A 12,038-nucleotide genomic window follows, 5' to 3' on the forward strand; every position below is an offset into this window, starting at 1 on the left:
TCGGGCCCAACCATGACTCATGGTGGCATGCGGCGACGAGCGGCAACCACGATCCGACCATCCCAGACCACGCCAGACGCCAAATAGAAACGGACTATTAGTCCGTTTCGGGCCACCTGGTGAGTAAACGGCTGCCTGTCCGCGTATCGGCGGTATATTACCGCTACTGCGGGATTTTGACGCCCCGGCGGAAGCAACGCCCGGCGTTGACGGTGTGACCGATATCATTGTCTACTAGTCGCTGTATTCAAGGAGTGCGACATGAATAAAGACGACCTGATCCTGATCAGTGTGGATGACCATATCGCCGAGCCGGCGGACATGTTCGACGCGCACGTTCCGGCGAAGTACAAAGACCTCGCTCCACGGGTGGTCGTGGAGCCCGACGGCATCCAGCAGTGGTACTACGGCGAGGTGCGCGGGCGAAACATGGGCCTGAACGCCGTCGCCGGCAAGCCCCGCGAGATGTACAACATCGACGCCTCACGCTATGACGAGATGCGGCCCGGCTGCTTCAACGTCGACGAGCGGGTCCGCGACATGAACGCCGGCGGGCAGCTGGCGGGGCTGAACTTCCCGAACTTCACCGGTTTCTCCGGCCAGGTCCTCAACCAGGGCCCCGACCGCGACGTCAACCTCGTGATGATCAAGGCCTACAACGACTGGCACGTCGACGAATGGTGCGCGGCCTACCCCGGGCGGTTCATCCCGTGTGGAATTCTCCCCCTGTACGACGTGGCTGAGTCGGCCAAGGAAGTCAAGCGCCTGGCGGACAAAGGATGTCACGCGGTGACGTTCTCGGAGAATCCAGAAGCGTTGCAAATGCCGAGCATTCACACCAAATACTGGTATCCGCTGTTCGAGGCTGTGTGCGAGAACAAAACGGTGCTGTGCACCCACGTCGGCTCCGCGTCGCGGTCACCGCAGGTGTCGACGGACGCGCCGCCCAGTGTCCAGATGACGGCTTCGTCAATGATGAGCATGTTCACTTTCACCGAGCTGATCTGGGCCGAATTCTGGGCCGACTTCCCGCAATTGAAATTCTCGCTCACCGAGGGTGATGTCGGCTGGATCCCGTACTTCCTGTGGCGCGCCGAGCATGTCTACAACCGTCACTCGGGCTGGACGCTGGCAAAGTTTCCGCCCGGCTACAGCGGACCCATAGACGTGTTCAAGCGGCACTTCTACACCTGCTTCATCAGCGACAAGGTCGGTGTGCACAACATGGAGTGGTTCAACGCGGACATGCTGTGCTGGGAATCCGACTTCCCGCATTCCGACAGCAACTGGCCGTTCGCGCCCGAAGACGTCATCGAGACGATGGGTCACCTCGACGACGCGGTGATCAACAAGATCACCCACGAAAACGCTATGGCCGCTTATTCTTTCGACCCGTTCCAGCACATTCCGAAGGAGCGCGCCCGGGCCGGCCAGCTGCGCGCACAGGCCACCGACGTCGACGTGGTCACCCATGTCGGGCGTCAGGCCAGCCAGCGTGACCGTGACGCCTGGACTCGTATGACGCAATTCGCGCTGCAAGCCCAGGCCTCGGCGCAGGTCCCGGTGACGGCCGAAGCCGCCGGCATCGCCGGCCGCGCGACCACGCTGGGCAATTGAGCGTGGCGGCCCGGGCACCGTTCAGCGATTGGCGGGTGCTGGAGCTGTCCAACGGGATCGCCGTCTCCTACTGCGCCAAGATGTTCGCCGACGCCGGCGCCGAGGTAGTGAAGATCGAATCCCCACAAGGCGATTCGATGCGGGGCTGGTCTGCCGGCGGACCGCCGGGGGCATTGTTCGGCTACCTGGCCGCGGGCAAGAAATCGGTGGTGCGCCACGACGACGCCGAGATCGCCGCGCTGCTGGCCGGTGCCGACGTCGTCCTCACCGACCTGACCGACGGCTGGACGCTCGACGACATCACCGCGCACACCGGCCCGTCGGCGGTGGTCGTCGCTGTGACGCCGTTCGGAACGACGGGCCCCTACGTCGACGACCAACTTGTCGCTAACGAGTTCATCCTGCAAGCGTTGTGCGGCTCGACCTCCGGTAGAGGCTGGCCGGGCGACGAACCGGTACAGGCGGGCGGACGGCTCGGAGAGTGGCTGGCGGCGTCGTTCGCCGCTCCGGTCGCAGCCGCGGCGGCCCGGCACGCCGCGCGGGGCGGCGACGGCGAAGTCATCGACGTCTCGACCTACGAGGCGATGGCGATCGCGATGGGTGGGCTGTCGGCGATGTCGGCCAGCGTCCTGGGCGCGGATTCCCTGCTGCACCAACGCAGTCTGGAACTCCCGTCGATCGTTCCCACTGCCGACGGCAATGTCGGGTTCTGCACGATCACCGCCCAGCAGTTCCAGGATTTCCTGATCATGATCGAGCGCGCTGATCTGGTCGATGATGCCGAGCTGGCATCGTTCGTCGGTCGAGTCGAGCGCCGCGACGAGTTCCTGCGCATGGTGACCGAGTGGACCCAGACTCGGACCACGCAGGAGATCGTCGACCTCGCGGTAGCGTTCCGAATCCCGGTGGCGCCCATCGGTAGTCCCGCCACCCTGTCGGCCGTCGACCACTTCGTCGAGCGGGGCGTGTTCGTCGAATCCGAGTCTGGCGTGCTGCAGCCGCGGGTGCCCTACCGCAGCGACGCCATCGCGACGCGGGCACCCGGGCCGGCACCGCTGCTGGGCGCCGACAACGGCCGCGTGCACTGGTCGCCGCGGCCCGCCCGTCCGAAAGCCAGTCGTCCCGACGCCCTTCCGCTGGCCGACATCCGGATCACCGACTTCACCGCATTTTGGGCCGGGCCGGTGGCCACCCAATTTCTCGGAGCACTGGGCGCCGACGTGATCAAACTCGAGGGCGTTCGTCGCCCCGACGGCATGCGGTTCTCCGCGGGCCGCCCACCCGATTGGGACCAGTGGTGGGAGTGGGGTCCAGTCTTCTTGTGCAGCAACAACAATAAGCGCGGTATCAGTGTCGAGCTCAGCACCGACGCAGGTCGTGAGCTGGCGTTGCAGCTAATCGCGGCAAGCGATCTGGTGATCGAGAATTTCTCCCCGAGGGTGATGGAAAACTTCGGGCTGCACTGGGATACGGTCCGGGCGGCCAACCCGCGCGCCGTGATGGTACGGATGCCGGCATTCGGTCTCGACGGTCCATGGCGCGACCGCGTCGGGTTCGCGCAGACGATGGAGCAGGCGACCGGGATGGCGTGGATGACGGGGCATGCCGATGGCCCGCCGGTGATTCCACGCGGAGTATGCGATCCGATAGCCGGGCTGCATGCCGCCTTCGCAGCCGTTGCGGCCCTGGTGATTCGTGACCGGGACGGAATCGGCATGCATGTCGAGTCCACGATGGTGGAGTCGGCGCTCAACGTCGCGGCCGAGATGCTGCTCGAATATTCGCGCAACGGTATTCAGATGCGTCGAGCGGGAAATCGTGGTCCTGGCGCGACTCCGCAGGGCGTGTACCGCTGTCAGGGCGACGATGAATGGGTAGCGCTGGCCGCGATGACCGATGCCGCGCGAGCCGCGCTGGCCACGTTGATCGACCGGCCCGAGCTCGGAGCGGAGGAGGCCGGTTGGCGGGAGCGGGCCGACGAGATCGACAAGCTGCTCTCCGATTGGACCGCGCGCCACCGGGTGGGCGACGCGGTCGCCACGTTGCGCGCCGCAGGGGTTCCTGCGGCGCGGGTGACGGAGGCGGCCGCACTGCTGAGCGACCCGCACCTGGTTGCGCGCGGATTCTGGGAAACGGTCGACCACCCCGTGGCCGGCTCGTTTCGTTGTGTCGGAATGCCTTTCACGCTCATCGGGAAGCCGAGGCGCTGGATTCGTCGCTGTTCCCCGTTGTACGGGCAGCACACCACCGAGGTGCTGACCGGCGTGCTGGGCAAAAGCGGAGAAGATCTGGCGCAACTGCGTGCGGCGGGCGCGATCAGCGTCCGTCCGGCGGGCTTGTGACATGGCCGTCACGCTGTGCGTGCCGCCGCGGGCCGGGGAGCTCTGCGCGCCGGTGCGCTTCCTGGTGCGTCAGGACTCCGTCGTGATGGAACTGACTGCGCGGCACCGCATCACCAGCGTGGAGTGGGATGAGCAAGAGCGCGCGGTGGCCATGGTCGTCGAGATCACCGATCCGCAAACCGCACGGCCGGTCGACGTGCGAATCGACGTCGTGGAAGAAGGCGCGGCTGCCGGCACCCCGGGGGCCGACCCACGCACCCGGACGATCGGCGTGGTGCTGCGTGACGGTCGGCAATATGAGGTCCTGGGAACCTATCTCGGGGTAGTAGCGGATGAGAACTGAAGGGCCGTAACGGATGGAACAAGGGTGAGTGCGACGAAGCGCACCGCGGCGATCGTCGGGGTGCACAACACCCGGCAGGGACGACGGCTGGACGGCGAAACGTCGCGCGGGCTGGCTATCAAGGCGATTCTGGGTGCACTCGACGACGCCGGCCTGAGCCTCGACGACGTGGACGGCATCAGCGCGAGCCCGCACTCGACCTCGTTGATCTATGACCTGCGGATCGGCGCGGCGTGGCAGGGTTTGGCCTTCGGCGTCGGCATGATCACCGAGGCGGTCACCGCGATCGAGCACGGTATGGCCGACGTCGTGGTCCTGGTCGCCGCCCAGGCCGGTGAATACCGCGACCACGAGGCGACGGCGCCATGGACCAGACCCGAGAACGAATTCGTCGCGCCGTGGGGCATGTTCACCACCGCCGAGTTCGCGCTGATCGCCCGGCGGCACATGCACGTCTACGGCACCACTCGCGAGCAGCTGTCGATCGTGGCGTCGACGATCCGCAACAACGGGTCGCAGAACCCCGAAGCTGTTTACTACCAACGTGGTCCGTTCACCCCGGAGGACATCACCGCATCCCGGCCGATCGCGGACCCGTTTCACCTGCTCGACTGCGCCACCACCTCAGAGGGCGGCTGTGCGCTGGTGGTGGCGAACATCGACAAGGTTGATGTGGCGAGCCGGCCGATCTACGTACTGGGCAGCGGCGCGGATTTTCACGGGCCGTCGTATCAGCATCCACCAGCCTGGGATCTCGGCGGGCGGCGCGGCGATCACGTCAATGGTGTCGTGGGGCGACGCGCGGCCGAAGGCGCGTTCCGCCACGCCGGAATTCGGCCCGACGACATCGACGTACTGGAACTCTACGATCCGTTCTCGTTCGAAATCATCCGTCAGCTCGAGGCTTTCGGCTTCTGCGGCGAGGGCGAGGGCGGACCGTTCGTCGCCGACGGTCACATCGCCATTGACGGCAGCCATCCGATCACCACCGATGGAGGAACGATGTCCTTCAGCCACGCCGGGGCCAATCCGCAAATGATGCAGCGCGCCATCCGCGCCGTGCAGCAGTTGCGCGGTGAGGCCGGTGCGCTCCAGGTGCCCGACGCACACGTCGCGTTTTGCAGCAACGGGGGAGCCGGCGCCTTGTTCACCACGGTGCTGATCGTCGCAGACGAGCCACGATGACCGAGTTGCAACCTCAGACCGGTCCGCTGCCGCACGCGAGCAGCCACCTCAGCGTGCCGTTCTGGCAGGGATGTCAATCACGAGAGCTGCGCTATCAGCGCTGCGAGCCGTGCGGCCTGGCCAACTTCCCGCCGACCGAGCACTGCCGCCAATGTCTCTCGACCGAATTGCACTGGGCGAACAGCGCTGGGTCCGGCGAAATCTACAGCTGGACAGTGGTTTCCCGGCCCGTCACGCCCGAGTTCGAACCGCCCTACGCACCGGCGATCGTCACGCTCGACGAGGGCTATCAGATGCTCACCAACCTCGTCGGGATTTCACCCGACGAGCTGGCGATCGGTATGCGCGTGCGGGTGGACTTCCATGTCGTGGACCCGGACTTGACGCTGCCCTACTTCACCAGCCAGAAGTAACCAGTCGTGAGTCCCCGGCGCAGCACCAACGGCCTACCGGTAACGGCCTACCTGGTGCTGGGCGTGCTGGCGGCAAACGACGAACAACTGACCGCCGGTGAGATCAAGATGCGCGCCGAGCTGACGGTGGGCCACTTCTATTGGTCACCCTCGGTCAGTCACGTGCGACGCGAACTGAATCGGTTGCTGGAGTGGGGGATGGTCAGCGAAATTGCCACGCAATCCGGCAAGCGCGCGATCACGTTGTACGAGACCACCGATTCCGGGCTCGATGCTCTTCGCCGATGGGTCCAACACTTCCCGGGCGACGATCAGGTGGTCATCAAGCACCCGGTCATCTTGCGGACCTGGCTCGCGCGGGGCGAGGATCCCGAGCGAGTCGTCGACACGCTGGATCGGCATCTGGAAGCCACCCGGGCCCGCCTCGACGAGGCACTGTGGTCGCGACAGCGTTCCCGCGAACTCGGCATCACCGACGATCCCGACCAGCGCTTCTCGTTCGCCGTGCTGGACTACGCGATTCGCGGGTTGTATGCGGAGATCTCCAACATCGCGCAGCTGCGCGACGAGATCGCCAGCGGCACAAGCAGAGACCCCGTTAAGCGGGTGCCACGGGCGAAGGGGCAGATCCGCCGTCGGGCACCAAGGAACTAGCCGCGTCCCGGTAGGCCGTACCGCGCGCCTCGCGTACCCACAGTGTTTCGTCCGCGCCGATCGCCGTTCCCTGGGCGATCAATTGGCGTTTGAGAACCTTGTGCGTGGCGGTGCTGGGCAGGTCGGTGGCGATCCGCACATAACGCGGCCGCGCCTTGGGAGACAGGTCGGGTTGCTGGTCCAGGAAGTCTTCGAATTCCTCGGGCTCAAGCGTCCGGCCCTCGTTCAGCACCACCGCGGCCATCACCTGATCGCCGACGTGACCATCCGGCACGGCGTACACCGCGACACGATTGATCGCATTGTGGCGCAGCAGGATTCGCTCGATCGGGGCGGCGGCCATGTTCTCGCCGTCGACCCGCATCCAGTCCGCCGTGCGACCGGCGAGGTAGATCCATCCGTCGGCGTCGCGGTACGCGAGGTCCCCGGACCAGTACATGCCGTGGCGCATCCGTTCGGCGTTCGCGGCGGGGTCGTTGTAGTAACCGGTGAAGAAGCCCGATCCCGCGGTGTTGACCAGCTCGCCCACCGCCTCGTCGGCATTGGTCAGCGCGCCGCTGGCGTCGAAGCGCGCGACCGCACACTCGGTGATGGTGTCGCTGTTGTAGATCGCGACCCCGTCGATGCCCTTGCCGATCGAGCCCTTCGGCGTACCTTCTTCGCGAATCACGATGACCGCGTTCTCGGTCGAGCCGAAGCCGTCCTCCACCTGAACCCCGAAGCGGCGGCCGAACTCTTCGATGTCCTTGTCGTTGGCTTCGTTGCCGAACGCCACCCGCAGCGGGTTGTCGGCGTCGTCGTCACGCTCGGGCGTGGCCAGGATGTAGGCCAGCGGCTTGCCGACGTAGTTCATGTAGGTCGCACCGTGGTGGCGAACGTCGTCGAGGAAGCTGGTCGCTGAAAACCTCGCGGGGACGATCGCGGCGCCGGAACAGACCGCGGGTGCCCAGCCGGCGACGACCGCGTTGGAGTGGAACAACGGCATCGACACATAGCAGGTGTCCTGTTCGGTGAGGGCGAACCGCTGGACCAGATTGGTGCCGGCGAACATCGCCATCAGGTGAGAGACCTGAACTGCCTTGGGATTTCCGCTCGTACCCGAGGTGAAGATCATCATGAACGGGTCCGTCGCGCCGACTTCCCGATACGGAACCAGTTCGCCCGCTGCTCCGACGAATTCGGTCCATTGCGGCGTCGAGATGTCGAAGATCCGCGTGCCCTCGAGGTCCAGGCCGTCCAGCAGTGACCGGTGCTCGGCGTCGGTCACGACGAACTGGCAGTCGGCCCGCCGGACGTCGGCGGCCAGCGCCGCACCGCGGCGGGTGTTGTTCAGTCCGCACAGTACATACCCGCCCAGCCCGGCGGCCGCCATCTGGTTGACCATCTCGGGGGTGTTGCCCAGCAGCGCACCGACATGCAGTGGCCGCTGCGGGTCGGCAGCACCGATCAGGGCCGCGGCCCGCGCGGTGGCCTGCTGCAGGTGCTCAGCCCAACTCCATTGCAGATCACGGTGTTTGACGGCGACGTTCGGATCCGACAGGCGGCGGCGCAGGAACGCCTGCATGGTGTCGTCAGCCATCGAGATTCACCTTCACCTTGCGAGACGAGACGGTCCGTCTTATCTTAGCGGGTCGATAAACCGGCGGCGGCCTCTTACCCGCCCACCATCATCAGGCCGCCGTCGACGGCCAGCAGCTGCCCGGTGATGAAGCCCGACCCCGGGCCGGCCAGGAACACCAGCATCGGGCCGAGGTCGCGCACCGGATCTCCCAAGGTCCCCCCGAGGGGAATCATCATTTGCATCTGCTGGTCGATCAGCGCGGCGGCGTCCGGCCCGAGGAATTCGCGCAGCCGCTCGGCACCCGCCGTCTGTACCGCGGGCGCCAGCGAGTTGACGGTGATGTTGTCGGAGGCCCAGGCCTTGGCCGCCGATCGCGTCCAGGCCTGCACGGCTCCCTTGGTCGCGGCGTAGACGGCCGAAATCGGGCTGCCCATAATGGCTTCGGAGGATCCGAAGTTGATGATCCTGCCGCCCTTGGGATTCTGCTCCTTCATCACGGCATAGGCCGCCTGATTGGTGAGGATGGTCGCCTTGACGTTGGTGTCCAACAGGAACGAAATGTCCTCGGCGCCGACGTAGCCGGGTATCCCCGCTTGCCAGAGCCCGGCTGCGTTGACCAGGACATCGAGGCCGCCAAGGTGCTCGGCGGATTGTTGGACCATCGCCGAGACGGCGTCGGCGTCGCGCACATCGCACTGCATCCAGTTGGCGATGAGGCCCTCGGGCGGCGGCGTCTTGTGGTAGGTCGCGGCGACGTCAGCCCCCGCCGCGGTGAGAACTTCAACGGCGGCCGCACCGATTCCGGTCGCCCCGCCCGTCACCAGGATTCGTCGGCCCTTGAGCACCTGTGTCGACTCTGACATGGCCGAAACGCTATACGGCCAGCGCAACGGCCCGCACACCGCCTGACGCGCAGCGCGTCGGCGGGACGTCAGTCCTGCTCCAGCTCCTCGGCGAGCATCACGATGATGCCGCTGGGGCCGCGGAGGTACGTGAGCTTGTAGGTGTCCTCATATGTCGCCACGCCGCGAAGCGGGCGGCATCCGTGCCGCGCGGCTATCTCAAGGGCTTGGTCGATGTCGTCGACTGAGAAGGCCACCCGGTGCATACCAATTTCGTTGGGAAGCGTGGGCTTCGAGGCGATCGCTGTTGGGTGGATGTACTCGAAAAGCTCAAGGCGACCGTGACCGTCCGGCGTCTGCAGCATCGCAATGTTGGCGTGGTTGCCATCGAGCCCGACGGCGGTGTCTGCCCACGCACCGCGGACCGTGTCACGGCCGACGACCGTGAGACCGAGATCGGTGAAAAAGGAGATCGTCGCCTCCAGGTCGTGAACGGCGATGCCGACGTTCTCAAATTTGATGGCCATGCGTAACACGCTACGAGAAGCTGCGTGCGGGCCGCCCGGCCCTAGGCACGCACCGCAATCGTGGACAGCAGATCGGCCAGCCGGTCGGGTTGGTCCACCATCGAAAACGTCCGGGCGCCATCGATGACCTCAAGCCGGGCGTTCGGGATAGCGGCGGCCAGCTTTTCGCCGTCGGCGAGTTCGAAGAACGTGTCGTCACCCGACCACGCGATCAACGTGGGCTTGTCGAATTCCGGTAGCCGGGCCGCGACGCCCGTGGTCACCTCGGTACGCAGCGAGAGTGAAAACTGGCGCAGGTCTTCGACGATGCCGGGATCGGATAGCCCGGGGCGCACCCAGATCTCGGTGAGATCGTCGATGTTGCGATGCGCCAGGCCGTCAAACGCGCGCTTGCGCGCCGCCGGTACCCGCATTGCCTGGGCCACCGCTTTGAACGTCGTCTTCGACTTGGCCGCCAAGATCACCGGTTTGAGGATCGGCGGCGGAAAGTGTTCGAACGCATCACAACTCGTCAGCACTAGCGCGCCGAGCCGCTCGGGGTGGTGCACCGCGACGAGTTGCGTCACAACCCCGCCGGTGTCGTTACCGACCAGCACCACGTCTTCGAGGTCGAGCGCGGCCAGCACGTCGGCGACCATGCGGGCCACACCATAGATAGTCCGGTCGGCCCCCGGCCGCAGCGGCTCCGGATGCGCGCCGAGCGGCCAGGTCGGGGCGATGCACCGCAGCCCGCGCGCGGCGAGCTTCTCGCTGACCCGGCGCCACAGTTCTCGGCCCATCATGTAGCCGTGGACAAAGACGACTGGCCTGCCATTTTCGGGTCCGGTTGCTTCGTAATGGATGGTCCCGGCACTAATGTCGATCGTCGACATGGATAACTCCTACTCAGAGATGTGCATTTACAAACAGGCTGTCTGTTCGTAAGTTACCAACAGGTTGTATGGAAAGCAAGAGACGGACTCAGGAGGAGCGCTCCGCGGCGACCCGCGAGGCGCTGATCTCGGCTGCCCGACGCCTGTGGGGCGAGCGGGGCTACGCCGAAGTGGGCACGCCGGAGATCGCCGCGACCGCCGGTGTCACCCGCGGCGCGATGTATCACCAATTCGCTGACAAGGCAGCACTATTCGCAGAAGTCGTCGAAGTGGTGGAACAAGACGTGATGGCCCGGATGGCCACCATCGTGGCCACGTCCGGTGCGACGACACCTGCCGACGCGATCCGCGCCGCCGTCGATGCCTGGCTGGAGGTGTCCGGCGATCCCGAGGTCCGGCAGCTGATCCTGCTGGACGCGCCCAGCGTGCTGGGCTGGGCGGGATTCCGCGACGTGGCTCAGCGATACAGCCTGGGGATGACCGAACAGATGCTGGCCGAGGCCATCAAGGCGGGCCAGCTGGCGCGCCAGCCGACCCGGCCGTTGGCGCACGTGTTGATTGGCGCGCTCGACGAGGCAGCGATGGCCATCGCCACGTCCGACGACCCCAAGCGCGCCCGGCGCGAAACCCGCCAGGTACTCCACCGATTGATCGACGGGATGCTGCACGACCCGACGCGGTGACGAGTGTTCAGCGGTGGCTCTGGGTGAAGAACTGCCAGATGGTGCCGGTGGCGTCGAGCGCGGTGGACGGTGCCGGAATGCCGCCGACCCGCTCGGCAAGTGGACTCGGCTCGCCGCCGGGCCACTGATGTCCCGCGCCGGCCACCGAGATCAACTCCACGGTCCGCCCGTCCGCGCATCCGGCCGTTTGAGTCGTCACGTCCCCGGCCGTCGTCGACGTCGGCGCGGCGCAGCCGTCGATCGCTCGCCAGGTGGCATTGACCGCCTCCGCCGAAGGTCCGTTCACCCGTGGAATTCCACCGGCGCCAAATGTTTTGCCGGGGCCACCGTTGTACGGCACCAGGTCGTCGGCGGTGCCGTGGATCTGCAGAACCGACGTCGGCCGGGCCGCGCCACAATCTGTCAGCAGGGTCCCTGCGACGGGAGCGATCGCGGCGAAGGTATCGGTCTGGCAGCCCAGCCGCAGCGCCATCATCGCCCCGTTCGACATGCCGGTGACGTAGACGCGGGCACGATCGATCGGGATCTCCTGCGCGATGGCGCTGACCATCGCGGTGAGAAATCCGACGTCGTCGACGTTATCGCGCTGGGGTTGGCCACAGCAGGTGCCGGCATTCCAAGCACGGTTGAGACCGTCGGGGTAGGCAACCAGGAAATGACCACCGTTGGCCGCGTCGTCCCAGTGATAGGAGCGCTCGGCCTGCGCGCCGTTGCCGAAGCCGCCGTGCAGCATCACCACCAGCGCAACCGGATCGGTCAGGCCTTGCGGCCGATAGACGTGGAAGGTCCTGCTGACCCCACCCGACTCGATACTCTGGGTGGATTGCCCGACCGGGATCGACTGAGAACCCGGTGTTCCCAACGCATGTCCGCCACCCACACAGCCGGCGAGCACGGCGATCAAAGTCCCGAGGACGCACACGCGCAAAGCGCGGAGGTAACCGGATTGCATGACGCCATCGTGGCACCCGCGGGCCTCTTTGACAAGTAACTTGTCAA

At 66.1% G+C, this 12,038-nt stretch carries 12 protein-coding genes; 7 read left to right on the forward strand and 5 right to left on the reverse strand.

Annotated features, from left to right (window positions below; genetic code table 11):
- The first annotated feature begins 261 nt into the window (after nucleotides 1-261).
- The 6 genes from ACAG21_RS10650 to ACAG21_RS10675 are packed head-to-tail and all read left to right on the forward strand — an operon-like array spanning nucleotide 262 to nucleotide 6,554.
- Complete coding sequence (locus tag ACAG21_RS10650) at nucleotides 262-1,617, forward strand: amidohydrolase family protein (protein ID WP_370496005.1); 1,356 nt, start codon at nucleotides 262-264, stop codon at nucleotides 1,615-1,617.
- Nucleotides 1,618-1,619: 2 nt separating this feature from the next.
- Nucleotides 1,620-3,959, forward strand: a complete 2,340-nt coding sequence (locus ACAG21_RS10655; RefSeq protein WP_370496305.1) for a CoA transferase — start codon at nucleotides 1,620-1,622, stop codon at nucleotides 3,957-3,959.
- Between the two features lies 1 nt (nucleotide 3,960).
- Nucleotides 3,961-4,302: a hypothetical protein gene (locus ACAG21_RS10660; RefSeq protein WP_370496006.1), complete on the forward strand. Its 342-nt coding sequence runs from the start codon at nucleotides 3,961-3,963 to the stop codon at nucleotides 4,300-4,302.
- A gap of 24 nt (nucleotides 4,303-4,326) precedes the next feature.
- A complete protein-coding gene (locus ACAG21_RS10665) occupies nucleotides 4,327-5,487 on the forward strand; it encodes a thiolase family protein (RefSeq protein WP_370496007.1) in 1,161 nt (386 codons plus the stop codon).
- Entirely contained in the window at nucleotides 5,484-5,900 is a 417-nt protein-coding gene (locus ACAG21_RS10670) for a Zn-ribbon domain-containing OB-fold protein (RefSeq protein WP_370496008.1), read from the forward strand. The genes ACAG21_RS10665 and ACAG21_RS10670 overlap by 4 nt, the downstream gene beginning before the upstream one ends.
- Before the next feature lie 6 nt (nucleotides 5,901-5,906).
- The gene (locus ACAG21_RS10675) at nucleotides 5,907-6,554 is read left to right on the forward strand and encodes a MarR family transcriptional regulator (RefSeq protein WP_370496009.1); all 648 of its coding nucleotides are present in this window, start codon (nucleotides 5,907-5,909) and stop codon (nucleotides 6,552-6,554) included.
- Here the strand turns inward: ACAG21_RS10675 and fadD1 are convergent.
- The 4 genes from fadD1 to ACAG21_RS10695 all read right to left on the reverse strand — a co-directional run bounded on the left by fadD1 (nucleotide 6,499) and on the right by ACAG21_RS10695 (nucleotide 10,356).
- On the reverse strand, nucleotides 6,499-8,133 hold the full coding sequence (gene fadD1 / locus ACAG21_RS10680; protein ID WP_370496010.1) for a fatty-acid--CoA ligase FadD1: 1,635 nt from the start codon (nucleotides 8,131-8,133) through the stop codon (nucleotides 6,499-6,501). The genes ACAG21_RS10675 and fadD1 overlap by 56 nt on opposite strands.
- A 74-nt stretch (nucleotides 8,134-8,207) precedes the next feature.
- The gene (locus ACAG21_RS10685; RefSeq protein WP_370496011.1) at nucleotides 8,208-8,978 is read right to left on the reverse strand and encodes an SDR family NAD(P)-dependent oxidoreductase; all 771 of its coding nucleotides are present in this window, start codon (nucleotides 8,976-8,978) and stop codon (nucleotides 8,208-8,210) included.
- A 68-nt stretch (nucleotides 8,979-9,046) separates the two neighbouring features.
- Entirely contained in the window at nucleotides 9,047-9,484 is a 438-nt protein-coding gene (locus tag ACAG21_RS10690; RefSeq protein ID WP_370496012.1) for a VOC family protein, read from the reverse strand.
- A 41-nt stretch (nucleotides 9,485-9,525) separates the two neighbouring features.
- On the reverse strand, nucleotides 9,526-10,356 hold the full coding sequence (locus tag ACAG21_RS10695) for an alpha/beta fold hydrolase (RefSeq protein WP_370496013.1): 831 nt from the start codon (nucleotides 10,354-10,356) through the stop codon (nucleotides 9,526-9,528).
- A 68-nt stretch (nucleotides 10,357-10,424) separates the two neighbouring features.
- Here ACAG21_RS10695 and ACAG21_RS10700 point away from each other — a divergent pair, with 68 nt between their 5' ends.
- Entirely contained in the window at nucleotides 10,425-11,039 is a 615-nt protein-coding gene (locus ACAG21_RS10700) for a TetR/AcrR family transcriptional regulator (RefSeq protein WP_370496014.1), read from the forward strand.
- 7 nt (nucleotides 11,040-11,046) lie between these two features.
- On the opposite strand, the gene ACAG21_RS10705 is transcribed toward ACAG21_RS10700, so the two are convergent.
- Complete coding sequence (locus ACAG21_RS10705; protein ID WP_370496016.1) at nucleotides 11,047-11,991, reverse strand: PHB depolymerase family esterase; 945 nt, start codon at nucleotides 11,989-11,991, stop codon at nucleotides 11,047-11,049.
- Nucleotides 11,992-12,038 lie beyond the last annotated feature (47 nt).

The sequence above is a fragment of the Mycobacterium sp. pR1184 genome (genome assembly GCF_041287235.1).
In the GTDB taxonomy this organism is placed as follows: domain Bacteria; phylum Actinomycetota; class Actinomycetes; order Mycobacteriales; family Mycobacteriaceae; genus Mycobacterium.